General features: G+C 67.0%; 21 protein-coding genes. 16 read left to right on the top strand and 5 right to left on the bottom strand.

Going from position 1 to position 25,976, the window contains the following annotated elements; all coding sequences use genetic code 11:
- The first annotated feature begins 202 nt into the window (after positions 1-202).
- The 4 genes from V6V88_RS22390 to V6V88_RS22375 are packed head-to-tail and all read left to right on the top strand — an operon-like array spanning position 203 to position 6,314.
- Positions 203-3,628: a response regulator gene (locus V6V88_RS22390; RefSeq protein ID WP_338616390.1), complete on the top strand. Its 3,426-nt coding sequence runs from the start codon at positions 203-205 to the stop codon at positions 3,626-3,628.
- Positions 3,629-3,661: 33 nt separating this feature from the next.
- Positions 3,662-4,501, top strand: coding sequence for a CheR family methyltransferase (locus V6V88_RS22385; protein ID WP_142053486.1), 840 nt, complete (start codon positions 3,662-3,664; stop codon positions 4,499-4,501).
- Positions 4,498-5,118, top strand: a complete 621-nt coding sequence (locus V6V88_RS22380) for a chemotaxis protein CheB (protein WP_338616389.1) — start codon at positions 4,498-4,500, stop codon at positions 5,116-5,118. The genes V6V88_RS22385 and V6V88_RS22380 overlap by 4 nt, the downstream gene beginning before the upstream one ends.
- 20 nt (positions 5,119-5,138) lie before the next feature.
- Entirely contained in the window at positions 5,139-6,314 is a 1,176-nt protein-coding gene (locus V6V88_RS22375) for a response regulator (protein ID WP_223572701.1), read from the top strand.
- Positions 6,315-6,322: 8 nt separating this feature from the next.
- Here the strand turns inward: V6V88_RS22375 and V6V88_RS22370 are convergent, their stop codons facing one another.
- The gene (locus V6V88_RS22370) at positions 6,323-6,967 is read right to left on the bottom strand and encodes a nucleotidyltransferase family protein (protein ID WP_062839778.1); all 645 of its coding nucleotides are present in this window, start codon (positions 6,965-6,967) and stop codon (positions 6,323-6,325) included.
- 206 nt (positions 6,968-7,173) lie between these two features.
- Here V6V88_RS22370 and paoA point away from each other — a divergent pair, with 206 nt between their 5' ends.
- The 6 genes from paoA to V6V88_RS22340 all read left to right on the top strand — a co-directional run bounded on the left by paoA (position 7,174) and on the right by V6V88_RS22340 (position 15,034).
- Complete coding sequence (gene paoA / locus V6V88_RS22365; protein WP_338616387.1) at positions 7,174-7,809, top strand: aldehyde dehydrogenase iron-sulfur subunit PaoA; 636 nt, start codon at positions 7,174-7,176, stop codon at positions 7,807-7,809.
- Positions 7,806-8,756, top strand: coding sequence for a xanthine dehydrogenase family protein subunit M (locus tag V6V88_RS22360; protein ID WP_175155217.1), 951 nt, complete (start codon positions 7,806-7,808; stop codon positions 8,754-8,756). Before paoA ends, V6V88_RS22360 begins: the two co-directional genes overlap by 4 nt.
- 4 nt (positions 8,757-8,760) lie before the next feature.
- Entirely contained in the window at positions 8,761-10,959 is a 2,199-nt protein-coding gene (gene paoC / locus V6V88_RS22355; RefSeq protein ID WP_338616384.1) for an aldehyde oxidoreductase molybdenum-binding subunit PaoC, read from the top strand.
- 273 nt (positions 10,960-11,232) lie between these two features.
- The gene (locus V6V88_RS22350; protein ID WP_338616383.1) at positions 11,233-12,282 is read left to right on the top strand and encodes a hypothetical protein; all 1,050 of its coding nucleotides are present in this window, start codon (positions 11,233-11,235) and stop codon (positions 12,280-12,282) included.
- A gap of 432 nt (positions 12,283-12,714) precedes the next feature.
- Complete coding sequence (locus V6V88_RS22345) at positions 12,715-14,169, top strand: DUF1254 domain-containing protein (protein WP_338616381.1); 1,455 nt, start codon at positions 12,715-12,717, stop codon at positions 14,167-14,169.
- Between the two features lie 88 nt (positions 14,170-14,257).
- Entirely contained in the window at positions 14,258-15,034 is a 777-nt protein-coding gene (locus tag V6V88_RS22340; RefSeq protein ID WP_338616380.1) for a hypothetical protein, read from the top strand.
- Positions 15,035-15,058: 24 nt separating this feature from the next.
- Here the strand turns inward: V6V88_RS22340 and V6V88_RS22335 are convergent, their stop codons facing one another.
- Positions 15,059-15,673: an ATP-binding cassette domain-containing protein gene (locus tag V6V88_RS22335; protein ID WP_338616379.1), complete on the bottom strand. Its 615-nt coding sequence runs from the start codon at positions 15,671-15,673 to the stop codon at positions 15,059-15,061.
- A 152-nt stretch (positions 15,674-15,825) separates the two neighbouring features.
- Between V6V88_RS22335 and V6V88_RS22330 the strand changes: the two genes are divergently transcribed.
- From V6V88_RS22330 to V6V88_RS22310, 5 genes are all read left to right on the top strand, one after another.
- On the top strand, positions 15,826-16,620 hold the full coding sequence (locus tag V6V88_RS22330) for an enoyl-CoA hydratase (RefSeq protein ID WP_062839771.1): 795 nt from the start codon (positions 15,826-15,828) through the stop codon (positions 16,618-16,620).
- Positions 16,620-17,756: a CoA transferase gene (locus V6V88_RS22325; RefSeq protein WP_062839770.1), complete on the top strand. Its 1,137-nt coding sequence runs from the start codon at positions 16,620-16,622 to the stop codon at positions 17,754-17,756. The genes V6V88_RS22330 and V6V88_RS22325 overlap by 1 nt, the downstream gene beginning before the upstream one ends.
- 38 nt (positions 17,757-17,794) lie before the next feature.
- Complete coding sequence (locus tag V6V88_RS22320; protein ID WP_338616376.1) at positions 17,795-18,706, top strand: LysR family transcriptional regulator; 912 nt, start codon at positions 17,795-17,797, stop codon at positions 18,704-18,706.
- 113 nt (positions 18,707-18,819) lie between these two features.
- The gene (locus V6V88_RS22315) at positions 18,820-19,803 is read left to right on the top strand and encodes a tripartite tricarboxylate transporter substrate binding protein (RefSeq protein ID WP_062839768.1); all 984 of its coding nucleotides are present in this window, start codon (positions 18,820-18,822) and stop codon (positions 19,801-19,803) included.
- A gap of 83 nt (positions 19,804-19,886) precedes the next feature.
- Positions 19,887-20,219 carry a four-helix bundle copper-binding protein gene (locus V6V88_RS22310; RefSeq protein WP_062839767.1) on the top strand — a complete coding sequence of 111 codons (333 nt, stop codon included), beginning with the start codon at positions 19,887-19,889 and terminating at the stop codon, positions 20,217-20,219.
- Positions 20,220-20,305: 86 nt separating this feature from the next.
- On the opposite strand, the gene V6V88_RS22305 is transcribed toward V6V88_RS22310, so the two are convergent.
- The 3 genes from V6V88_RS22305 to V6V88_RS22295 all read right to left on the bottom strand — a co-directional run bounded on the left by V6V88_RS22305 (position 20,306) and on the right by V6V88_RS22295 (position 24,089).
- Positions 20,306-20,482 carry a DUF3606 domain-containing protein gene (locus V6V88_RS22305; RefSeq protein WP_081100949.1) on the bottom strand — a complete coding sequence of 59 codons (177 nt, stop codon included), beginning with the start codon at positions 20,480-20,482 and terminating at the stop codon, positions 20,306-20,308.
- Positions 20,483-20,551: 69 nt separating this feature from the next.
- Entirely contained in the window at positions 20,552-22,633 is a 2,082-nt protein-coding gene (locus V6V88_RS22300) for a PIG-L family deacetylase (RefSeq protein WP_223572677.1), read from the bottom strand.
- Positions 22,634-22,868: 235 nt separating this feature from the next.
- Complete coding sequence (locus V6V88_RS22295; RefSeq protein WP_338616372.1) at positions 22,869-24,089, bottom strand: MFS transporter; 1,221 nt, start codon at positions 24,087-24,089, stop codon at positions 22,869-22,871.
- Positions 24,090-24,635: 546 nt separating this feature from the next.
- On the opposite strand from V6V88_RS22295, the gene V6V88_RS22290 reads away from it, so the two are divergent.
- Entirely contained in the window at positions 24,636-25,973 is a 1,338-nt protein-coding gene (locus V6V88_RS22290; RefSeq protein ID WP_338616370.1) for a YadA-like family protein, read from the top strand.
- The last annotated feature ends 3 nt before the right edge of the window (positions 25,974-25,976 follow it).

The following is a 25,976-nucleotide window of genomic DNA, read 5'->3' as shown; positions in this document are numbered from 1 at the left end:
GCGCAGTGCGTGCAGGCGAAATCCTAGGGCATGCCCGGGCTGATAGGGTGTCGTAGTTGTATCCATACGCAACCATCGGGCCGCAAGGACCTGTATAGTTCCACAGTTCGAAGGATTTCTATGGTGTTTTTCAATCCGCATAATCCTTCCGATCCTCGCATTGCGCGATTCGCGCGCCTTCCTGATTTGGTAAATCGACCTCATGCTGAAATCGCCGCAGCCCGCCAGCCGCCTTGCCTTTCCTCGCACTCTGATGGCCGGATTCGTCTTGGCGGCGGTGGCCACACTGGTCATCGCCTTCGTCAACGTCCGGTCTGCGGACACCCGGGCGCGCGCCGTCCAGGCCATGGACCGCGCCACCGAGTCGCTGCGCCAGCTCAGCCTGTTCAATTCCGCCTTGAAAGACGCCGAGATCGGGCAGCGAGGGTATCTGCTGACGGGCGACCCGTCTTATCTGGAACCCTACGTGCGCTCCGTGCCGCTGATCGAACAGCGGTTGTCGGTCGTGAAGGAAGCCGCGAATGACAATACCGCGCAGCGCCGGATCGCCAATGACATCGCCGGCATCACGCAGCAAAAGCTCAGCGAACTGAACAACACCATCGAAATGCGCAAGGCGGGCGACGCCGAGGGCGCGCTGGCGGTGGTGCGGACCGATTCGGGCAAGGACGCCATGGACCGGTTGCGCGATCTGGTCGGCGAGCTCTACGCCCTGCAGATGGAGCAGATCCAGCGCGAGCGCAATGCGTGGAACCAGGCCTCGACGACATCGACCTACTATTCGTGGGGCGGCGCGATGGTGCTTCTGGCCCTGATCCTGGCCTCGGCCGGCATGACCATCCGCGAATACCGCATCAAGGCGCGGCAGGCGTGGGTGACGACGGGCCTGTCCGGTCTCAGCATGCGGCTGCGGGGCGACCTGCGCCTGGATGAAATCGGCAGGCGGGCGCTGGATTACCTGGCCGAGTACCTGCATGCCAGTGTCGGCGCGGGGTATGTCGTCAACGGTGACGACCTGGAGCTTTTTGGCGGCTATGCGCTGCCGCCCGAGCGGCTGCCGCAAAAGATCCCGCTGGCGCAAGGCCTGGCCGGCCAGTCGGCCACGTCGCGCAAGCTTCTGCACGTGCGCAACGTCCCTGCCGGCCATCTGGAAGTTTCGTCGGCCACGGGCCGCTCAAGCCCGTCCGAACTGGTGGTGGCGCCCGCCATGCAGTACGAGCGCGTGTATGCCGTGATCGAGCTGGGCTTCAATCATGCGGTCAGCGAAAGCGAGCGCAGCCTGCTGGAAGGCGCGTCGGAAATGCTGGCGTCGGCGATCCGGGCGGGCATGGACCGTTCGCGTCTGGAAGCGCTGCTGGCCGAGACGCAGCGCCAGTCCGAAGAGCTGCAGACTCAGCAGGAAGAGCTGCGCGTCAGCAACGAGGAGCTGGAGCAGCAAAGCCGCATCCTGCAGGAATCGCAGGCGCGCATGGAATTGCAGCAGACCGAGCTTGAGCAGACCAACCTCAACCTGGAATCCCAGACCGAACAGCTTCTGCGCGTGCAAAGCGCGCTGACGGACAAGGCGCGCCTTCTGACGCAGGCCAGCCAGTACAAGAGCGAGTTCCTGGCCAACATGAGCCACGAGCTGCGCACGCCGCTGAATTCGACGCTGATCCTGGCCAAGCTGCTGTCCGACAACAAGACGGGCAACCTGTCGGCCGACCAGGTGAAGTACGCCCAGACCATTCACGCGGCGGGACGCGACCTGCTGGCGCTCATCAACGACATCCTGGATCTGGCCAAGATCGAAGCTGGCCAGGCGACGGTGGAGGTCGAAGAGGTGGCGGTTGCCCCGGCCCTCCAGCGCCTCTTGGAACCGTTGCAGCCGCTGGCCCAAGAGAAGGGGCTGACGCTGGAGCTGGATATCGCGCGCGACGTGCCCGACACCCTGCGCACGGATCCGCAGCGCCTGGGGCAGGTGCTGAAAAACCTGCTGTCCAACGCCATCAAGTTCACCGACAAGGGGTTCGTGGCGCTGCGCGTGGCGCGGGCCCCGGGACGGATGGTGTCCTTTGCGGTGCACGATACCGGCATCGGCGTGCCCGCCGAACAGCACGAACTGATTTTCGAGGCATTCCGCCAGGCCGACGGCAGCACGCACCGCAAGCACGGCGGCACCGGGTTGGGCCTGTCGATTTCGCGCGACCTGGCCAAGCTGCTGGGCGGCACGCTGTCGCTGACCAGCACCCCCGGGCAGGGCAGCGTGTTCACGCTGCTGCTGCCGATGAACCTGCTGGTTGTTTCGCCCGCGCCGGCGGCCAACGACCGGACCGATGCGCCCGCGATGCCCGCGATCCCGGCGCAACCGGCCCCGGCCACGCCCGCCGTTCCCGCCACCACTCAGGCCGACCCGCAAGCGCCGGCTGAGGCCGCCGAACCGGAACCCGCGCAAACGTATGCCCGCACCATCCTCGTCATCGAGGACGACGAGCGCTTTGCCGGCATCCTGGCCGATCTGGCGCACGAAATGGGCTTTGGCTGCCTGACCGCGCACACCGCGACGGATGGCCTGGCGCTGGCGTCCCAGCGGCGGCCCGACGCGATCGTGCTGGACGTGAATCTGCCCGACTTTTCCGGCCTGGGCGTGCTGGACCAGCTCAAGCGCAATCCGGCCACCCGGCACATCCCGGTCCACATCGTGTCGGTGGCGGACTACGCGCAGGAAGCGCTGGTCCGCGGCGCGGTAGGCTACGCGCTCAAGCCGGTCAAGCGCGAGGAACTGGTGCACGCGCTGCACCGGCTGGAAGCCAAGTTCACGCAGAACGTGCGGCGCGTGCTGGTCGTCGAGGACGATGACCGCCAACGCGACAGCGTGCGCGAACTGCTGGCGCGCGACGACGTCGAGATCGTGCTGGCCGCCACTGCCGGCGATGCGCTGACGCTGCTGCGCGACACCACCTACGACTGCGTGGTGATGGACCTGAACCTGCCCGACATGAGCGGTTACGAACTTCTGCGCGAAATGGCCGAGCAGGACAGCGTGTCGTTCCCGCCGGTGATCGTGTACACCGGCCGCGCGCTGTCGCGCGACGAAGAACAGCAGCTGCGCCGCTTCTCCAAGTCGATCATCATCAAGGACGCGCGCTCGCCCGAGCGCCTGCTGGACGAGGTGACGCTGTTCCTGCACCAGGTGGAAGCCGAGCTGCCGCCGCAGCAGCGCCAGATGCTTGCGCTGGCGCGCAGCCGCGACACCACGCTGGAAGGCCGCACCGTACTGGTGGTGGAAGACGACGTGCGCAACGTGTTCGCGCTGTCCAGCATCCTGGAGCCGACCGGCCTGCATGTGGAGATCGCGCGCAACGGACGCGAGGCGCTGGATGCGCTGGGCCGCGCCGGCGTGAACGGCCACCGCGCGGTCGACCTGGTGCTGATGGACATCATGATGCCGGAGATGGACGGCTACACGGCCATGCGCGAGATCCGCGCGCGGCCCGAGTGGCGCCGGCTGCCCATCATCGCCCTGACGGCCAAGGCCATGAGGGACGATCAGGAGAAATGCCTGGCCGCGGGCGCCAACGACTACATATCCAAGCCGCTGGACGTCGAGCGCCTCTTGTCGCTGGTGCGCGTCTGGATGCGCAAGTAGGCCGGACCGGATCAGGACACAGCGATCACGCCCATGCCGACACAGAACAAGGCGCACATCGAAGACATCGAGCAGCGGCTGCTGCTCGATGCCATCTATCACCGCTATCACTACGACTTTCGCGAGTATGCGCAGGCCTCGCTGAAACGCCGCCTGCGCACCGCGCTGGGCGAGTTCGATTGCAGGACGCTGTCGCAACTGCAGGATCGCGTGCTGCACGATCCGGCCGTCTTCACGGGCCTTCTGCAATACCTGACGGTGCAGGTCAGCGACATGTTCCGCGACCCCAGCTACTTTCTGGCGCTGCGCCGCGAGGTTTTGCCCATCCTTCGCACCTATCCCTCGATCAAGGTGTGGGTGGCCGGTTGCAGCGCCGGCGAAGAGGTCTATTCGCTGGCCATCCTGCTGCACGAGGAAGGCCTGCTGGACCGGTCGCTGATCTATGCGACCGATATCAATCCGCACGCGCTGCGCGCGGCCGAGCAGGGCGTCTTCGACCTGGACCGGGCGGCGGCCTTCACGGCCAACCACGCGCAGTCCGGCGGGCGCAGCTCGCTGTCCGACTACTACACGGCGCGCTATGGCCGGGTGGTGTTCGACAAGTCGCTGCGCGAACACATGGTGTTCTCCGACCACAGCCTGTCCACGGACAGCGTGTTTGCCGAAGTGCATCTGGTGTCGTGCCGCAACGTGCTCATCTACTTCGAGCGCGACCTGCAGAACCGGGCGCTGGGACTCTTCCACGATGCGCTGGTGCATCGCGGATTCCTGGGACTGGGGTCCCGGGAATCTGTCAGGTTCTCGGCGCAGGCCGACGGCTTTGACGATTTCGTGCTGGCGGACCGCATCTACCGCAAGAAGGCCGACCTGTGACCGCGCGCGCACCGGACCCTCGTGCCGATGCGCAGGCCGCGGCCTCCTGGGATGCGATCGTCATCGGCGGATCCTCGGGCGCAATCGACGCCTTGAATGTCTTGCTGCCGGCGCTTCCGGCCGGCCTGCGCGCCGGTGTGGTGGTGGTGCTGCATCTGCCGTGCGACCGGCGCAGCCTGCTGCCGGAAATTTTTGGCTACCGCTGCGCGTTGACCGTGCTGGAAGCCCAGGACCAGCAGCCGATACAGCCCGGGAATCTTTATTTCGCGCCACCCGGCTACCACCTGCTGGTGGATCGGGGGCCGCGCCTGGCGCTGTCGATCGACCCGCCGGTGAATTTTTCGCGCCCGTCCATTGACGTGCTTTTTCAATCAGCGGCCGATTGTTATGGCGATCGGCTGCTGGGCGTGCTGCTGTCGGGCGCCAACGAGGACGGCGCCGAAGGCCTGGCCGCCATCCAGGCTGCCGGCGGCCGCACGCTGGTGCAGTCGCCAGAGTCGGCCCCCGTGCGCACCATGCCGGATGCCGCGCTGGCGCTGGTTCCGGCGGCGCGGGCCCTGACGCCCGACGAGATTGCCGCCGTTTTCGCGCAGTTGCCCACGAGGCGGCTGCCCTGAAACCCTACCGCATTGACACCATGATCCCGACATCAGCCCCTTCCCACGACGACCGCATCAAATGCCTGTTGGTCGACGACATTCCGGAGAATCTGATTGCGCTCGAGGCGCTGCTTGCCAGCGACCGTGTCGAGGTGCTGAAGGCCCAATCCGGCCCGCAGGCGCTGGAGCTGCTGCTGCGCCACGGCGACGTCGCGCTGGCGTTGCTGGACGTGCAGATGCCCGACATGAACGGCTTCGAGCTTGCCGAACTGATCCGGGGCAGCGAGCGCACGCGCCACATTCCGCTGATCTTCATCACCGCCGGCTCGCGCGAGCAGAACTGGCAGTTCCGCGGCTACGAGAGCGGCGCGGTGGACTTCCTGTACAAGCCGGTGGACCCGTACATGCTGCGTAGCAAGGCGAACGTGTTCTTCGAGTTGCACGAGCGCAAGCGTGCGCTGGCGCAGCAACTGGAAGAACGCACCGAGGCGCTGCGGGTGAACGAAATGTTCATGGCGGTGCTGAGCCACGACCTGCGTACGCCGCTGCAGGCCATCATCATGGGCGCCACGGTGCTGCAGCGCCTCGGCGACGACGAGCGTGTGGCCAGCCTGGCGCGGCGCATGCTGCAAAGCAGCGAGCGCATGTCGTGCCTGATCGAAGACCTGCTCGATGTGACGCGCATCCGCCAGGCGGGCGGCCTTGCGCTGTCGCCGGAAGCCCTGCGCATGGATGCGCTGGTCGAGCGCACGCTGGACGAAGTGCGCACGGGCTTTCCCGAGCGCCACGTGGAGTCGCTTAGCCGCGGCGACGCGGCCGGTTCATGGGACGGCGCGCGCATTTCCCAGGTCATCGCCAACCTGGTCGGCAACGCCTTGCATCATGGCAGCAAGACCGCGCCGGTTCGCGTGGAGGTCAATGGCGAGGCCCCGTGCGAGGTGGTCGTGACGGTGTCCAATGGCGGCACCATTGCGCCCGAGCTGCTCCCGCACCTGTTCAACCCGTTTCGCAGCGGCGCGCGCCGCCCCGGCGGTCATCACGGCCTGGGCCTGGGCCTGTTCATTGCGCAACAGATCGTGGCCTCGCATGGCGGGTGCATCAGCGTCGATTCGCGCGACGACGTGACGAGTTTCCGGGTGGCCCTGCCGCGGCATGCCGAGCCGGCTGGGGCGCCGGTGATCGGCCAGCGCGTCGGCAACGCGACGCCGGCCTGATTGCCGGTTTATTGGCTGTCCCGCCGCACGGCCGCCAGGTCGTCCGGCGTATCCACATCCGCGCACACGCCTGCGTCCTCGACCGCGAGTTCGGTCACGCCATGACGCGCCAGCACGGCGCGCGCGCCCACATCGCCCGACAGCGCTGCCAGCGCCGGCCAGATGGACCGCTGAAAAGCGACCGGATGGCCGCGCTGCCCGCGCCAGGCCGGCGCCACGATCGGATGCAGAAGCGCTGCCTGCGCGACCCGCAGGCAGGTGTCCGGGCGGATCCACGGCATGTCGCCCAGCGCGACTAGGCAGGCTTGGATGTCCGCGCCGGCGGTCTGCATGACGTGGCGCGCGGCGGCTGCCAGGCTGTCGCCCATGCCGTCGGCGCGCGGATCGATCGTCACGATCTCGTATCCGGCCTGCGCCAGTAGCGCGGCGACGCGGTCGTTATCCGCACGGGTGATCGCCACGACGTGCGCGGTGGCCGCCCGCAGTGCCGCCGCGGCGGCGGCCACCACGGGCACGCCGTCCGCAAGAGGCGCAAGCAGCTTGTCCTGCCCCCCGGCGGCGCCGGCATAACGCCGGCCGCGCCCGGCAGCAAGCAGGATGCCCATGCAGCGCGGTGACGCCGCGTTGTCCGGATTGGTTTCGAGATTGAACATTTTCTTGTCAGGTTGGCGTGGCGGCCGGGCGATTGCCGTCGCTATCATCGATTGTTGAAGCCGATCTTATCGGGAATTCCAGGAGGCCATGCACGCGGCCGTGCGCATTGTCACGCCCGCGGCTCGCGGCCAGGCACACCGCTTGCTGGGAACCCGCCCCGGATGTCCGGGCTTCGGCCCGCCGGACGCTTACAGGAGTTCCAACCTTGGAAAATCCCACTGATATCAATATTTCGCGGCGCAACCTGCTCAAGGCGGGCGCCGCGTCTGCCACCGCATTCGGAACGCCTGCCATGTCCGCTGCCCAGAACACCGCGCCGCCGCAAAGCCTGAAGGCCCCCGTCACGCTGACCGTGAACGGCAACACCCACGAATTGGCGCTGGACCTGCGCACCAGCCTGCTGGACGCGCTGCGCGAGCACCTGCACATGACCGGCACCAAGAAGGGCTGCGATCACGGGCAATGCGGCGCCTGTACGGTGCTGCTGGACGGCAAGCGCATCAATTCCTGTCTGACGCTGGCCGTCATGCACGACGGCCAGCAGATCACCACCATCGAGGGGCTGGGCTCGCCGGGCGCGCTGCATCCGCTGCAGGCTGCATTCGTCAAGCATGACGGTTACCAGTGCGGCTACTGTACGCCGGGGCAGATCTGCTCGGCGGTGGGCATGCTGGACGAGGCCGCGCGCGGCATGCCCAGCCACGTGACCGGATCGCTAAACGAACGCCCGCTGCTGTCACCCGAGGAAGTCCGCGAACGCATGAGCGGCAACATCTGCCGCTGCGGCGCCTACGCCAACATCCTGGATGCCATCGAAGACGTTGCGGAGGGCAAGGCATGAGAGCCTTCACGTACGAGCGTCCCCGGACCGACGCCGAAGCGGCCGCCAGCGCCGCGCGCGAGCCGCGCGCCCGGTTCATCGCCGGCGGCACCAATCTGCTGGACCTGATGAAGATCGAGGTGGAAACGCCTTCGCATCTGATCGACGTCAACGGCCTGGATCTGGACCGGATCGAACCGGCCGGCGACGGCGGTCTGCGCATTGGCGCGCTGGTGCGCAATGCGGATCTGGCGGCCCACGAGACCGTGCGCCGCGATTACGAGGTGCTGGCGCGCGCCCTGCTGGCGGGCGCCTCGGGACAGATCCGCAATCGCGCCACGACCGCCGGCAATCTGCTGCAACGCACCCGCTGCCCCTATTTCTACGACACCAATCAGCCCTGCAACAAACGGGTGCCCGGCAGCGGCTGTTCCGCAATCGGCGGCGTGACGCGGCAGCTAGCCGTGATCGGAGGCAGCCAGGCCTGCATCGCCACGCATCCCAGCGACATGGCGGTGGCGATGCGCGTTCTGGACGCGAAGGTCGAGACGGTGCGCCCGGATGCGACGCGGCGGGTCATTCCCATTGCCGACTTCTACCGGCTTCCCGGCGACACGCCGCACATCGAGACCCATCTGGACGCGGGCGAACTGATCACCGCGGTGGTGCTGCCCAAGCCCCTGGGCGGCAAGCACTTCTACCGCAAGGTGCGCGACCGCGCGTCGTATGCGTTTGCGCTGGTGTCGGTCGCCGCCGTGGTGCAGGACGATGGCGCCGGGCGCGTGGCGCTGGGCGGCGTGGCGCCTCAGCCGTGGCGCGATGCGTCGGCGGAAGCGCAGCTGCCGGACGGCGCGGCGCGCGTGACCGATGCGCTGCTGGCCGGCGCCGCGCCCACGCCAGACAACGCCTTCAAGCTGACCCTGGCGCGGCGCGCGCTTGGCGCCGTCTTGACGCAAGCAAGGACGTAAGGCCATGAAATTCGAGACTCCCGCGACACAGAATCCCATCGACCAGCTCAAGATCGTGGGCCAGCCCGTCGATCGCATCGACGGGCCGCTCAAGACGAGCGGCCAGGCCCCGTATGCCTACGAGCATCACGACATCGCGCCGAACGCGGCGGTCGGCTACGTGGTGGGCGCGGCAATCGCCAAGGGCGCCATCACCGCCATGGACACCGATCTTGCGCGCCGCGCGCCGGGTGTTCTGGCCATCGTGACCGCGCAGAACGCCGGCAAGCTGGGCAAGGGCAAGATGAACACGGCCACGCTGCTGGGCGGGCCGGAAATCCAGCACTATCACCAGGCCATTGCGGTGGTGGTGGCCAACACGTTCGAGGAGGCGCGCGCGGCCGCCAAGCTCATCCGCGTGCAGTATGCGCGGGCCCCGGGCGAATACGACCTGGCGGCACTACGGGACAACGGCGCCTCGGGCAAGCACATTCCCAAGACGGATACGGGCGACTTCGATGCCGCTTTTGCAGAAGCGCCTGTCAAGATCGACACCACCTACACCACGCCAGATCAGTCGCACGCCATGATGGAGCCGCACGCGTCGCTTGCCGTCTGGAAGGGCGACAAGCTTACGCTGTGGACGTCCAACCAGATGATCGCGTGGGGGCGGTCGGACGTGGCGCGCACGCTGGGTATCCCCAAGGAAAACGTGCGCCTGGTGTCGCCCTACATCGGCGGCGGTTTCGGCGGCAAGCTTTTCGTGCGCGCGGACGCCTTGCTGGCCGCGCTGGCCGCGCGCGAGGCGGGCAGGCCAGTCAAGGTGGCGTTGCCGCGTCCGCTGGTGATCAACAACACCACGCACCGGCCCGCCACGATCCAGCGCATCCGGCTGGGCGCGGGGCGGGACGGCAAGCTGACGGCGATTTCGCACGAAAGCTGGTCCGGCGACCTGCCGGACGGCCAGCCGGAAGAGGCCGTGCAGCAGACCAAGCTGCTGTATGCCGGCGCCAACCAGCACACCGCGCTGAACCTGATGACGCTGGACCTGCCCGAAGGCAACGCGATGCGTGCGCCCGGCGAGGCGCCAGGCATGATGGCGCTGGAGATCGCCATCGACGAGATGGCAGAGGCGCTGGACATGGATCCCGTGCAGTTCCGCGTGGTGAACGACACCCAGGTCGATCCCACGGATCCGTCGCGGCCGTTCTCGCGCCGGCGTTTTGTCGAATGCCTGCAGACCGGCGCCCGCCACTTCGGCTGGGACAAGCGGGATCCCAAACCCGGTGCGCGGCGGGAAGGGCAGTGGCTGATCGGGCTGGGCGTGGCCAGCGCCTTTCGCAACAACCTGGTGACCAAGTCGGCCGCGCGCGTGCGGCTGGACGCGACGGGCCGCGTGATCGTCGAGACCGACATGACCGACATCGGCACCGGCAGCTACACCATCATTGCGCAGACGGCGGCCGAAATGCTGGGCGTGCCGCTGTCGCGCGTGGTCGTGCGCCTGGGCGATTCATCCTTTCCCGTGTCGGCGGGCTCGGGCGGCCAATGGGGCGCGAACAGTTCGACCGCGGGCGTCTATGCGGCGTGCGAGAAGTTGCGGGGGCTGGTCGTTGAACGCCTGGGATTCGATGCCGCGGGCGCGGTGTTCGCGGACGGCACGGTCACCGACGCCAGCGGACGCTCCGCGCCCCTGGTGCGCGCGGCGTCGGGCGGCGAACTCGTCGCGGAAGACGCGATAGAGTTCGGCGACCTGGACAAGAAATTCCAGCAGTCCACCTTCGGCGCGCACTTCGTGGAAGTGGCCGTGGACGCCGCCACCGGCGAGACCCGCGTGCGCCGCATGCTGGCGGTCTGCGCCGCGGGCCGCATCCTCAATCCCAAGACCGCGCGCAGCCAGGTCATCGGCGCCATGACCATGGGCGTGGGCGCGGCGTTGATGGAGGAGCTGGCCGTCGACCATCGCCTGGGTTATTTCGTCAACCACGACCTGGCAAGCTACGAGGTTCCCGTTCATGCCGACATTCCGCGTCAGGAGGTCATCTTCCTGGACGAGGACGATCCGGTGTCGTCGCCGATGAAGGCCAAGGGCGTCGGCGAGCTGGGCCTGTGCGGCGTGGCGGCAGCCATAGCCAACGCGGTGTATAACGCGACCGGCGTGCGCGTGCGGAACTATCCGGTGACGCTGGACAAGTTGCTGGACGGGATGCCCGGCCACGCGTGATGCCTTGCCGCCATGCGCGGGCATAACGGCGAAGTTACTGGCGGACGAGGCGGGGGCCGGGCAGCGTCGGCGGGTCCCAAGCGAAACATTCGAAACAACCCATTACGGCTGGTTTGCACGGAATGCGCTCTGTCGAATGCGCTCTGTCGGCGTGGTTCTGCGTCACGCTGCCTGCCACCAACTGTTTCAGCGGCAAAACCGGATGTTGCGAACCGTTCCCAAGCCGGTAGGATGCGCGCACATTGCCGTCTTACCGACCCAAGGATCGATCCCATGTCCCTGCCGCGCCCGCGCCTTGCCCTGTCTGCCCTGACGCTTGCCCTGACCCTGTCGGGCTGCGTCACCATTCCGTCGTCCAACGGCGAGGGCACGGCGGACGATCCGCGATACGGCAAGCTGGTCGACCTGATCGGCGAGGCGATGAAGGCGAACATGGCCGTGGTGCTGGTCGCGGACCTGATGCCGCACGCCTCGCTGAAGGACGCCATGATGATGACGACCTGGACCGGCAACACCGTCTGGATGTTCGAACCGGACCCGCGCATCACCTTCGGCCGCAAGTTCCAGAACAACTCGCTGCAGCGGGACAAGGACACGACCTACCTCTTCAAGGCGTTTGAAGTCCACATCCTGCCGCCGGGCAAGTACCTGCTCACGGGTGGAGACGATTACAAGCTCAATGCCACGCTGAATCAGATCGGCGCACGCCCCGGCGCTGAAGGTTCGGGCCGGGGCGCCAACGGCACCGCGTATCTGTCGCCCGAGCTGTACCGCGAGTTCTACAAGGAAACGAACTGGCACGAAGGCACCTCGGGCTCGCGGACCAGCACGCAGAAAGTCTGCACGGCCGTGCATCGCGGGTCGGGCGCCTGCGTCGCCTGGGGCGAGCAGCAGGTCACCGAAACCACGCCGGGATCGCGCGCCGGTTACTACGAAGACACCACGTCGCGCGACATCCCGGCCATCAAGGTGCAGTCGCGCGTGCTGCCCAAGCTGGCGCTGGCCAGCTTCACGCTCAAGGGCGGGGATCTGGTGCTGAGCCAGCGCATGCACATGAAGACGCCCAGCTACAAGTTCAAGCAGTCCGCCTGCCGCGCGGTGGACCCGAAGATGATCGAGTGCCCGCTGGAAGACTTCACGGTCTACACGTGGCCGGCGCCGATGGATTTTGCGCAGAAGTACTTCGCGCAGCGCACGAACCTGACCGACGCGCAGCGCGAATTGCTGTCCAAGCTCAAGCCAATGCAGATCACGCCCTTGGGCAAGCAGGGCATGCAGGATCCGGTGTGGGGCGTGCCCCTGTCGATCGGCAAGGGCAAATAGGGCAGCGGATTGCGACCAATGGCGGATGGTCGTAGTCATTCCGGCTACTTGAGCAGCTAAAAAACTGCGCATAGATTGACCGAAACCGCTTCGTCTTCGCGCGAGCCGGTCGAATGGATGGTCCGTAGCCCAGTTCCTTCAGTGGTGCGTTTGCTCTGATTTCTTCAGGGAGCCCATTCTTGGACGTCCACCCCGCCTTCCCCACGCGTGCGCGCTCGCGCACCCGTGCTTTCCCCTTGGCCATGCGCACAAAGGCAGCTCCGCCCTTCGGCGGCACGCTGCCGGCCGTTTGCCGTGGTTTCCCTGATCCTGATCTGTGGAGCGTGCCCCGCCACATCGACACCGAACGCGCATTAGCTTGAAGAACATCGTCGTGCTTGTTGGAAGTCCCCGAAGTGAACTTCGTCAGACCCATCCATTGGAGCGATAACAATGAAGCTAACTCGCCGCAAACTGAACGCAGGGGGATTGGCCCTGCTGGCTGCAGGATCGCTGGGACCGGCGTTTCGGGCCTCGGCAGCAGCCTCCGAAGGGCTGGTGGCAAACCTGCCGGAAGCCGACGACCGTTTCGTCCTGGCCACCGAAGCCTACATCTACGCCTACCCGCTGGTGACCATGGAGATGACCCGCCGGGTGATCACCAACGTCGCCGAACCTAAAGGCACGCGCGCCCCGATGGGCCAGCTCATCAAACTGCGCGAGTATCCGGACGCCAAGTTCCGCGACGTGACGGCGCCGAACGCCGACACCCTGTACACCACCGCCTTTTTCGATGTCGGCGACGAGCCCTGGGTCATCAGCCTGCCCGACATGAACGGCCGCTACGCGCTGTTTCCGCTGCTGGATGGATGGACAACCGTGTTCGATGTGCCGGGCAAGCGCACGACGGGCACCGGCGCGCAGACCTTCGTCGTGACGGGGCCGGGCTGGGAAGGCGCCGTGCCGCAGGGCATGAAGCAATACAAGTCGCCCACGAGCATCGTCTGGCTGCTGGGCCGCATCTATTGCACGGGCACGCCGGAGGACTATGCCGAGGTGCACAAACTGCAGGACCAGGTGAAGATCGCGCCGCTGAGCGGCTGGGGCAAGGCGTGGACAGCGCCGCAGGGCAAGGTGGATCCGGCCATCGACATGAAGACGCCGGTGCGCGATCAGGTCAACAACATGGATGTCCACGAGTACTTCGCGTTGTTTGCGCAGTTGCTCAAGCGCAATCCGCCGACCGCGGCGGACGCGCCCATGGTCGAAAAGATGGCCGCCATCGGCGTCGTGCCAGGGCAGGATTTCGACAAGTCCAAGTTGCCTGCCGAATTTGCCAGGCGGGTGCCCGAGACGGGATTCGCGCGGATCATGGCGCATTTCCGGTCCACCGATGGCGACATCCAGCATATCGACGGGTGGGGCTTCACGACCAAGACGGGGATCTACGGCACCAACTACCTGCAACGGGCCTTGGTCACCGCCATCGGGCTGGGCGCGAACCGGCCGCAGGACGCCATCTACCCGACATCGCTCCGGTCGGCCAATGGGGCGATCCTGCGTGAATACAACGGGTCCGAGAAGTACGTGCTGACGTTCAAGAAGGGCCTGACGCCGCCCGTGTCGGGGTTCTGGTCATTGACCATGTATGACCAGAACTACTTCTTTGTCGATAACCCGCTGAATCGCTATTCCATCAGCGAACGCCAGCCGCTCAAGCGAAAACCCGACGGCACGATCGATCTGTTGATCCAGAACGAATCGCCGGGCCCAGAGCACGAGTCGAACTGGCTGCCGGCGCCCAAGGGCCGATTCATCCTGATGATGCGCCTGTATTGGCCCAACGAAAGCGACCCGTCGATCATCAACGGGTCGTGGACGGTGCCGCCGGTGCGGCGGGTGAGCTGACGCGGTCAGGGCGGCATGACGCGCCCCGCGTTTGGGCGGGGCGCTGCGCCTTTTTTTCGACATGCCTTCGGGCCTCGGGGATCTCGCGATGAGAAAGCACATCACTGTCTGCCTGGCATGCGCGGCGTTGCCATTAGGGGCCGCCGACGCGGCCGAGACGACGCCAGCGCCCGTGCTGGACGCTGCGGTTTCCGACGTATGGCAATTCTCGGTCTCGCCGTATCTGTGGGCGCCGGCGCTGTCGGGAAAAGTCACGCATGGGCGCCTTCCGACGGTCGACATCGGCGCCAGCTTCGACAAGATCTTCGACAACCTGGATTTCGCCGCCATGCTGATGGGCGACGCGCGCAAGGGCCGCTACAGCATCATTGGCGACCTGCTGTACGTGAAGGTGGGCGCGCAAGGCGATACACCCAGAGGAATTCTGGCCTCCAGCGCGGATGTGAAGAGCACGTCGTTCACCGGTCTGATCGGAGGGGGCTATTCCGTGCTGGACCGGTCCGAACACAACCTGGATGTGGTCGCGGGGTTGCGGGTGTGGTCGGTGGACACGGACATCACGTTCAAAGGGCGGCTTGCTGACGGCCGCAAGCACAGCGAAAGCGCCACGTGGGTCGACGCCATGGTGGGCGTGCGAGGCACCTACAACTTTCATCCCAAGGCCTATCTGACGGGCTGGGGCATGATCGGCGCCGGGGGCGCGCAGGCGGACTGGGACCTGGGGCTGGGCGTGGGCTACAGCTTCAACAAATCGGTGTCCGCCACGGTCGGCTACCGGGCAATGGGCGTGGACTACGAGCGCAACGGCTTCAAATACGACGTGGTGCTGCAGGGGCCCATTGCGGGGGTGACGATCCGCTTTTGACGGCAGCGCCGGGCAACCGGTTGCTCAGCGCAGGTCGGCCACGTTGACGGTGCGGGCGCCGCACGCCTGCACCAGTTCGGGGTCATGGCTGGCGAACAGCACGACGCGCGTCTGCGCCCAGGTTTTGAAGACGTCGACCAGCACGCCGCGCGCCTGGGCATCCAGCCCGTTGCTGGGACCGTCGGCCACGACAACCGCCGGGTCGCCCAGCGCGGCGGCCGTCAGGTAGACCTTGCGCCGCGTGCCCGTGGACATCTGCTCGAAACGCTTGTCCAGATGCGGCTCCAATCCCAGCCGATGGGCCAGGTCCAGCACGGCGTCGTCCAGCGCAACGTGCCTGGCTGCCGCCACCTGCTGCAGCAGGCTGCGGCCCGTCTGCTCGGGAAATACCATGCAGTTGTCCGGCACATAGGCCAGTCGGGACTGCGCCGCAAGCGGCGCGTCTCGCAGCGAGTGGCCGTCGATAAGGACGTCGCCGCTGTCGGGCGCCAGCGTGCCGGCAATGATGGCGAGCAGGCTGGATTTTCCGGTGCTGTCTTCTTCGCAGAGCGCCACGCAGCCCGGCGCGAAGGCGTGCGAGAGGCCCTGGAACACGATATGGTCGCCGTAGCGCTTGCTGAGGTTGTCGAGTCGTAGCATGCGGCAAGTGTACGAGAGGAATGCGCGGGCAGCCATCGCGACGCCAGACCGCGATTTATTCCATTCCGGACTCATTCCATGAAAATTCCTTGTTTGTTGTCATCAAAAGCCGCCGGTAGCATCGACGGCAAACCTATCTAGCCGGAGACTTCATGACTGCGCCCATCCCCACGTTTCCCCACGCCCGCGTCACGCGCGATCCGCGCGGCGTCTACACCCTGCAGATCCACGACGCGAAGCGCCTGAACATCCTGGCCTCGGCGGTCACGCTCGGCTTGACCGAGGCCGCGCGCTGGATTGCGGCGCAGGACGACGCGCGCGCGGTGGTCATCCGCGGCACGGGCGACCAGGCCTTCGTGGGCGGGGCCAACATCTATGAGATGGCCGAGCTGGACCCGCAGGGTGCGCGCGCGTTCATCACGCGGCTGCGCGACCTGTGCGACGCCGTGGCCGACATTCCGGTGCCGACCATTGCACGGTTGCCGGGCTTTTGCCTGGGCGCCGGCATGGAGCTGGCGGCCGCCTGCGACATCCGCCTGGGTTCGGCGGACGGCGTGTTCGGCATGCCTGAAGTGCGCGTCGGCATTCCCTCGGTGATCCATGCGGTGCTGCTGCCCGCGCTCATCGGTCAAGGCCCGACCAACTGGCTGCTGCTGACGGGCGAGACGGTGGACGCCGCGCAGGCGCGGGACTGGGGCTTTCTGGAATTCCTGTGCGAGGCCGGCGAGCTGGACGCGCTGGTCGAACGCACCGTGGCCCCGATCGCGGCAAGCGGGCCGGCCGCGGTGCGCTCGCAGAAGGCCTTGCTGCGCTATTGGACCGAGTCCTCGATCCAGGCCGGTCTGGACCGCAGCGTGGACGCCTTTGGCGAGGCCTTCACCACCGATGAGCCGCGCCGCTACATGGCGCCGTTCCTGGCGCGCAAATCGCATCGGGAGGCCAGGTAATGGCGGGACCGCTGCAAGGCGTTCGCGTCATCGACATGACTGCGGTGGCGATGGGGCCGTATGCCACCCAGATCCTGGGCGACATGGGGGCCGAGGTCATCAAGGTCGAGGCGCCGGAGGGCGATGTGTTCCGCACCTCGGCGCCCGCCGCGCATGCGGGCATGGGGCCTGCGTACCTGAACCTGAACCGCAACAAGCACAGCGTGACGCTGGACGCGAAGACGCCGCAGGACCACGCCAGCCTGCTGCGCCTGATTGACGGGGCGGACGTGTTTGTCTCCAATGTCCGCCCAGCCGCGCTGGCGCGGCTGGGCCTGGATGCGGCCGCGTTGTGCGCGCGCAATCCGCGCCTTATCCACTGCGCGGCGGTGGGCTTCGGGCAGGATGGACCGTACGCGGCGCGTCCGGCCTTCGACGACATCATCCAGGCCATGAGCGGACTGGCGGACCTGCAGGGCCGCAACAGCGGCGCGCCCGCCTACGTGAATACGATCCTGGCCGACAAGGTCGCGGGCCTGACGCTGGCGTATGCCATCCCGATGGCCCTGTACGAGCGCGAGCGGTCGGGGCAAGGTCAGGCGATCGAGGTGCCCATGTTCGAGACGCTGGTGTCGTTCAATCTTGTCGAGCACCTGGCCGGGCACAGCTTCGAGCCGCCGCTGGGCCCGATGGGCTACAGCCGCGTGCTCTCGCCGCAGCGCCGGCCCTATCGCACGCGCGACGGCTTTTTGGCGCTGCTGCCCTACACGGACGCGCAATGGCGGCGTTTTTTCGCCCTGGCGCGGCGGCCTGACCTGGCCGGCGATGCACGCTACGCCGACGCGGCGGCGCGCGCGCGCCATTTCGACGCGCTGTATCAGGATCTGGCCGATATCGTGGCGCAGCAGGGCACGGACGCATGGCTGGCGCTGCTGGCGGACGCCGACATCCCCCATTCGCGCGTCAACACGCCGGAGTCGCTGTTCGACGATCCGCACTTGCGGGCGACGGGATTTTTTCAGCGCGTCGATCATCCCACCGAGGGTCCAATGACGGCCTGCGGCATTCCCGTGCGCTTTTCTCGCACGCCCGGCGCCATCCGGCGCGCCGCGCCGCCGCAGGATGCCGATCGCGATATGCTCGAGCCTGCGCGCTGACCCGGCATGGGCGGCGGCGCCTTGCGGCGACTTCGACCATGAACATCACACTCAAGCAATTGCGCGTGTTCTGCGCGCTCTACGAACTGCGCAGTTTCACGGCCGCCGCGCGCGCGGCCTTCGTGACGCAGTCCGCCGTCAGCAAACTGTGCGCCGAACTCGAGGCGGAAGTCGGGCAGCCCCTGTTCGAACGATCTACGCGCAGCGTCACGCCCTGCGATGGCGCGGCCGACTTCTATGCCTATGCGCAGGAAATCCTGGGGACCGTGCGCGCCGCCGAGCGCAGCATGTCGGGCCTGCGCACGCTGGAACGCGGCACGGTCGGCGTGGCGACATCGCCGTTGATGATGGCCGGGTTGCTGGGCGACGTGGTGGCGCGCTATCACCGGGCGCACCCGAGCGTGAAGCTGGACCTGTTTGAATTGAACACCGATGAAACCATCGAGCATGTGCGTAACGGGCGCGCGGACTTTGGCATGGTCTCGGTCGATACCCCTACCGATGAGCTGGTGGCGCGCGTCATCTACCGGGACACGCTGTACGCGGTGTGCGCGCCCAGGCATGCGCTGACGCGCCGGCGGAATGTGTCATGGGGCGACGTGGCGGCGTACGACCACATCATGCTGCGCAGTGTCTACAGCGTGCGGCGCAGCCTGGACCGGGTGGCGGCCGATCAGAACCTGACGTTCCGGTATGGCATCGAGGCGGGCATGCTGATCTCGGCCCTGAAGTTGGTCGGCGCGGGCCTGGGCATCACGGTGGTGCCCGGCTACGCCTGCGATCTGGCGCGGCAACTGGGGCTGCGCGTGCTGGCCATTGATGGCGCGCGCCGGCACGGCCACGAACTGTGGCTTATCCAGCGCCGCAACGCGCGCCTGTCGATGGCCGCCAGCGCCTTCCTGCAAGCCACCGAGGATTACCTGCGCGAACGCGAGCAAACGGACGATTAATCCCGTTGTGGAATGAGTCTATGAAAATTAGTCCCTTGTTGGGATAAGCGCTGCACGAGCATCATACGGTTCAGTTCAAGAGGGCCGATCCGCGGCCCCGACAGGAGACAAGCATGACTCGACCGTTCGGCGCGCTGCGCCGCCGCCTGCTGGCTGCTGGGGGATTGATGTTGGCGGGCGCGCTGACGGGCCCCATGCCCGCGCAGGCCGCCTATCCCGACAAGCCGATCACCATCGTCGTGCCGTTTTCACCCGGCAGCGCCACCGACACCAGCGCCCGGATCATCGCCGAAAAGCTGGGGCCGCGCCTGAACGTGCCCGTGGTGATCGAGAACAAGCCGGGCGCATCGGGCACGATCGGGTCGTCGTTCACGGCGCGCGCGCAGCCGGACGGCTATACCCTGATCCTCACCAGCAGCTCGACGCACTCGGCCACGCCCGCGCTGTTTCGCAAGCTGCCCTTCGATCCCACCGGCGACTTCATTCACGTCGTGCGCATCGCGACCATCCCGATGATGCTGGTGGTGCGCGAGGACGCGCCGTACAAGAGCCTGCAGGAACTGGTGAAGGCAACGCAGGCCAAGCCGCTGAACTATGCTTATGGGTCGCCCACCAGCCAGATCGCCGGCGCGACGTTCAACACGGTGGCGGGCGCCGCCGCCAACGGCGTGCCGTACAAGAGCCAGCCGCCAGCGGTGACCGATCTGCTGGGCGGCCATGTCGACTACCTGTTCGCGGACCTGTCTGTCGTCACGTCCTTCATGCAGGCGGGCAAATTGCGCGGGCTGGCCTACACGGGGCAGGCGCGGGCCAAGGAATTCCCGCAGGTGCCGACGCTGTCCGAGCTGGGTTACAAGCACTTTGACCTGATCGTGTGGGTCGGCGTCGCGGCGCCCGCCAAGACGCCCGATGCGATCGTGCAGAAGCTCAATCAGGAAGTCACCGCCATCTTGCGCGAACCCGACGTGCTGCAGCGGTTTGAATCGCTGGGCATGCAGGTCTCGCCCAACACCGTGGCCGAACATCAGTCGTTTGCTCAGGCGCAGCGCAAGGTGTGGACGCAGCGGGCCATTGACGCGAAGATCGAACCGCAATAGCCCTAGTGGGGCTCCTTGATGCACGACCTTGCGGGAACGTCGCGTGCTGACCCGCAAGGACTGTCACTACGCAAGGAGCCGACATGAATGCCGAAACGAACGATATGGAACGCTGCATCGATAGCTGCCTGGCCTGCTATCGAATGTGCGTGAAGACCGCCATGAGCCATTGCCTGGAGGCCGGCGGCGAGCACGTTGAGCCTCAACATTTCAGGCTGATGATGGGGTGCAGCGAGATCTGCCGCACGGCAGCGCACGCGATGCTGGTGGGCGTTGAAAACCACAAGGTGGTTTGCGGCGCCTGCGCCGCAATTTGCGATGACTGCGCGGCCAGTTGCGAGGGCATGGACGGCATGGCCGACTGTGCGCGCACATGCCGAGAATGCGCCGACATGTGCGGAAAGATGGCCGCTTGAGCGGCTACGGCCCGCGCGGCATCTGGCCGGATGCCGCGCGGGCCAATCACGGCTTGCCGGGGCCCGAGTACGGGCCCCGGGTCCGGCTATTTACCGAGATGTTCGCGCACCGCGGTAGCCGACGGTCCGACGGCCTTGACCGCCTCGCGCAGTTGGGCCTCGGTGACGCCAAGCGCCTGGGTCCAGTAGCGCAGCTCATGCGGCTCGTTCACGTTGATCCGGGAGCGGTCCTGCGGGCCGCGCTTGCTCAGGTCGTCTGACATGGTTGGATCCTCCGGGTTGTAACGCCCGGAGGGCAGCAAGCGGCGTGCCTGCGCGTCGCGCCCGCCTTATCACTGCACGCGGGTTGGCGTGGCCACGCGTGAGGTTTGCGCGGGCATGCGCTCGACCGTCAGCGCATCCGGTTCCGACGCGGACGGGCGCACAACCACGGCTTTGCCGGCACTGGCCGCGCCCAGGTTGGGCAGGTCGGCCGGCCGCGCCGCCACGGACGCGAACGGGCCGCCGCCGGTGGCGGGCACGCCGTCCAGCGTCAGGCTGGCGGACCACGTGCCTCCGCGGCGCGAGAGCACCTCGTAGCGCTGCGGCGCGCCGGCGGCGCGGGCGACAACGTACAGCGCGCCGTCGATGAGGCTGATGGCGGGCGGCGATGCCGCTTCGGCATCCATCTTGGCGAGCTTGCCGTGTTCGAGCAGCCAGAGGTGTCCGCCCGAGCGCTCCAGGATGGCAAGCACGACGTTGCCGGCGGTATCGGCCTGAATGGCCGGTCGGCCGATGAAGGGCACGCCCAAGTCCGCCGGTGCGCTCCAGTCCATGTCCAGGTCGGTGGTGTCGCCCGCTTCCACCAGTTTGGTCAGGTGGTTGTTGGCGCGCTGCCGGAAATAAAGCTCGACCCGGTTTTCATGGTTGCGGATGGCAGCCAGGCCGCCCGCGGCTTGCGGTGCGGCCACGCGGCGCCAGCCTTGCCATTCCGACCGGTGGCCCTTGGCGGCTGGCAACTGGCGGGTATAGAAAAGCTCGCCCCTGGCGGCAATGGCGAAGACGACATAGCGCCCGTCGGCGCCGCGCGCGGCGGCCGGTGAACCGGTGACGCCCTCTAGTGGCGGAAGCGCTTGCCACGTGCTCCAGCTGCCGTCGATGCCGGACGGGGTGATCCAGTGCAGCAGCCCGTCGTAGCCCAGCGCGACGGCGGCGGCTTCGCCACGGGGCGCCACCGCCGGGATCTGCGTGACGCGCAAACCGCCCAGCGCCTGCCAGCCCTGCCACGTGCCGTCATGGCGCTGCTTGTTGGCCCATACGCCGCCCAGCGGATCGCGCGCCATCAGGCCGGCGGTGCCGTCGGCGTGGGCAAACGAGACCACGGGGCCGGTGGTGCGTCCGCCCAGCGTGTGCCAGCGCTTTTCGGCCGAATCCCAGCTGTTGACGGCCGCATTGGTTTCGCCGGCGGCAAACACGACGAGTCCGCCCCGCCCGTCCGGGTACACCTGCGGCGCGACGTCCTGACGCGACACGTAGTAGGCGCGCTGGACCCACGCGGCGGCGGGGCCGGCCGGTTCCTTGCAGCCGGTGGGGCCGGCGCAATAGTGGTAGTCGTTCCAGGCGTAGTGCTGAAAGATCACGGACTTGCTGGCGATTTCCGCATCGGCAAGGTTGGTGGCGCGTTCCTGGCTGGGGTAATCGATGTATCCCGTCTCGGCGTAGTTGCCGGGCGCGCGCAACATGGCCTCGCGCGCCAGCCGCGCGCTGGCGATGTGGTCGGGGTGGCCGTGGCCGGCGCAGCGCCAGCACAGCTGGGTGTAGGGCACGCTGATCGTGTCGTCCAGGTGACGCACCGTGGTGGGGCCGTACTGGCGGATCATCTCGGCCAGCGTGTCGACGAGTTGTTCGCGGGTATAGACCTCGGCGTGCGGCCCCAGCGTGTCCACGTTCTGGCCGGGTTCGGATTCGGTGCGGCTCAGCGGCGTCAGGCTGCCCCAGCCCTTGCCCAGCCACGGGTCTTTCAGCCGCATGTGCCAGAGCTGCACGCGCGGATTGCCCTGCAGCGTGAAGCGCGCGATCTGGCGGCCAGCGACGATGCCGGTATCTTCCTTCCAGGCGTCGGGTTCGCGCGCCATGTAGGCGTAGGCGGCGCGCACGCCGCGCTCGCGGCCCAGCATGTAGCCTTCGCCTTCGCCCGCGTCGCTGGCGGTCAGATAGACGACGCGCACGCAGCCGCCCGCCTCGATGTTGGAGGCGACGTCCGGGTTCATGAAAAGCAGGTCGTCATCCAGATGGGCAACGAAGGCCAGGTCCTTGATCCCATGGCACTGGGCCAGCGTCGGGGGAGCGGCCCAGGCCTGGGCGGAAAAGAGGGCTGCGGCCAGGCAGCAAAGCGCCTGGCACAACGGGCGCAGCAAGGCAGTCAAAGCGGGCATAAAAAAAGCGCTGCATGGTGGAGGTGCAGCGCGTCTTGAGGTGGTAAAGAGTGCGGAAAGTATAGCTGCGACGTGAACGCGGGCTGCAATAGGCGCTTGCCCGGTGTGGCGCGGGGCCGACGGTTTGTGACAGGCTAAATGGGGGACACGGCAGGTGTCTGACACCCTTGAGACGACATTGCAGAATGACGTCGTGCTCGTTGGGTGTCAGACACCTACCGTGTCCCCCATTTGCTCAGCGGGCCGATTCGGTGCTGACGACCAGCTTGTCCGCCCGCGCGGTGCGCGCCCGGCGTTCCAGCATCACGGCCCATAGCCACAGCGGCATGCTGGCGATGGCAAGCAGGCTGCCCACCCAGCCGGTGGAGGTCCAGCCGAACCCGGCCGCGATGGCAAGGCCGCCCAGGAATGGGCCCAGCGCGTTGGCGGTGTTGAAGGCCGAATGGTTGAGCGCGGCGGCCAGCCCCTGCGCGTCGCCCGAGACGTCCATCAGGCGCGTCTGAAGCACGGTGCCCAGCGCGCCGCCCACCCCCACCAGGAACACGTTCAGCGTGATCAGCCAGACGTTGTGGGCCATCAGCGGAAAGAGGGCCAGCACCACGGCCGACCACAAGAGCAGCAGGCCGGCCGTGCGCATGACGGCGCGATCGGCGAAGACCGGCACCACCATGTTGCCCACGGTCAGGCCGACGCCGAAGGCGCTCAGCACCAGCGGCACGGTCGCGGGCGACACCTGGGTGACGGCGGTCAGCGTGTCCGCGAGGTAGGTGTAGATGGAGAACAGACCGCCGAATCCGACGGCGCCAATCGCCAGCGTGATCCAGACCTGGCCGCGGCCCAGCGCGCTCAGTTCGCGCAGCGGGCTGGCGTGCGGATCGGCGGCCGTGTCCGGGGCGTAGGCGCGCACGCTCAGCATGGTCAGCACCGCCAGCAGCGACACCAGGCCGAAGCTCCAGCGCCAGCCGATGACCTGGCCCAGCCAGTTGGCCATCGGCACGCCGATGATGGTGGCCACCGTCAGGCCCAGGAACACGCGGCCCACGGCCATGGTGCGGCGGTTGGCCGGCACCATGGAACTGGCCACCAGCGAGGCGATGCCGAAGTAGGCGCCGTGCGGCAGGCCGCTCAGAAAGCGGAAGACCAGCATCCAGTGATAGTTGGGCGCGATGGCGCTCAGGCCGTTGCCGATGGCAAAGAGGCCCATCAGGGCGATCAGCAACCGGCGGCGCGGCATGCGCGCGCCCAGCACCGCAAGGATCGGCGCACCGACCACCACGCCCAGCGCGTAGGCGCTGATCACATGGCCGGCGGTGGGGGCATCGATGCCCAGCGACTGCGAGAAATACGGAAGCAGGCTCATCGTCGCGAATTCGGTGGTGCCGATCGCGAAACTGCCAATGGCAAGCGCCAGCAGCACCAGGGCGGGCCGGTGCTGCGCGGAAACGGTATGGGACATGGAGACTACAGAAGAGGAATGGCGGAATGCTGCGATGCAACAGCGGCATTGTAGAGGGCCGAACCTGTCATTTGCATGTCGGGTCGTTGCGGCATGTCCGTGCGGTGTGAACGGCATCCGGCGGAAAGGTCTGGCGGGCGCCTCGCGAGGATCTTTGCATTTATTGATATTTGTTGCATTACACGGTCGAACATTAGAAAAGTTTCGATGGCCCGGGTGTCAGGCGCTAATTAGATTGAAAGAAAACTCCTTATGCCTCAATTGCTTAGGTGATTTTCTTGAAGCCGATTTTTTGACAACGAGCGCGCACCAGCGCTGGGTGGACACGCCATGAACCACATCTTTTCGACCGTCCTGAATGCAACGCCAATCACTATGCGAACCACGCAGCAAGCCTTGCCTTGCGCCACGCGCCGCCGGCGTAAGCCCGGTAGGGTGCAGCGTGCGGCCTCTACTGCAGCTGTTGCGCTAGCCTGCGCGGGCGGCCTGGGATTGGCGACGAATACCCATGCAAACGGCCAATTGCAGCTATGCAGTGCCGACACAATGTCGGGAAGGTCCCTCAATTCCGGCACTCCAGTCTATTTGCTGGACTGCCCCGACGGCAGCCCGCTTTTTACCCTGCAGAACATCTATGGCGCCACTACGTTTGACGGTCTAACCGCCGCGACGGCCCGGGTCACCGGCTACGCCGATGGCACGTTGGAACTGAAGGGCGAGAACGGCATCTCCATGCTGAACACCGTCAACATGAACGGAAACCGGATCACCCAGGTGGGCGCGGGCGTGTTGTCGTCCACCAGCCTGGACGCGGTGAATGGTTCGCAGCTTTACGCCACCAACCAGCTAGTGCAGTCCAACAGCGCAGCCATCACGACGTTGGGCACAACGGTCGCGCAGAACACGGCCACGCTGAACACCCTGACCACCAGCCTCAACAACGGCGAGGTCGGCCTGGTCCGGCAGGACCCGGTCAGCGGCGCCATCACCATTGCCGCCAGCAAGGGCGGCAACGTGATCGACATGGCTGGCACGGACGGTACGCGCACCGTCACGGGCGTGGCCAACGGCGTCATCTCGGCAACCAGCACCGACGCCGTGAACGGCAGCCAGCTTTATGCAATTTCCCAACAGGTCGGTCAGCTCAATGCCGCCAACGCCTACGTGCGGGCGGATGGCGCCAACGATGGCAGCGACGACGCCGTGGTCGGCGCGGGCACGCAGGGCGCGGCCTTGGGCGCCAACGCCACCGTCACTGCGTCCAACGGCGTGGCAGTCGGCGCCAACGCATCGGCCACCGCGGCAAATAGCGTTGCGCTCGGCGCGGGCTCGGTGGCCGACCGCGCGAACACGGTGTCCATGGGCGCGCAAGGCGCCGAACGGCAGGTGACCCACGTGGCCGCGGGCACGCAAAGCACCGATGCCGTGAACGTGGGGCAACTGAACCCCGTGGTAGCCAGCCTGGGCGGCGGCGCGCATGTCGATGCGTCCACGGGCGCCGTCACCGGTCCGTCGTATCAGCTGGACGGCCAGACGTATTACAACGTGGGCGACGCGCTGGGTTCGCTGGATACCGGCGTGCAGCGCAACCGCGAAGGCCTGGCCCGCCTGGACAATCGCATCGACCAGACCAACCGCGCCATCGATGAAGTGGCGCGCAATGCTTACTCGGGCATCGCCGCCACGACGGCGCTGACAATGGTTCCGGAAGTCGACCCCGGCAAGCGGTTCGCGTTGGGCGTGGGCGCGGCCACGTATCGCGGCTACCAGGCCGTCGCGATCGGCGCATCGGCGCGCGTCAATGACCGCGTCAAGCTCAAGGCCGGCGTGGGCATTGCCTCGGGCGGCCCCACGGCCGGTGTCGGGGCCTCGATGCAGTGGTGACGA

Origin of the sequence: Achromobacter sp. E1 (assembly GCF_037039475.1) — a bacterium.
Taxonomy (GTDB): domain Bacteria; phylum Pseudomonadota; class Gammaproteobacteria; order Burkholderiales; family Burkholderiaceae_B; genus Achromobacter; species Achromobacter mucicolens.
Note: the sequence above shows the minus strand (reverse complement) of the source record. Positions and strands in the feature narration are given on the sequence as shown.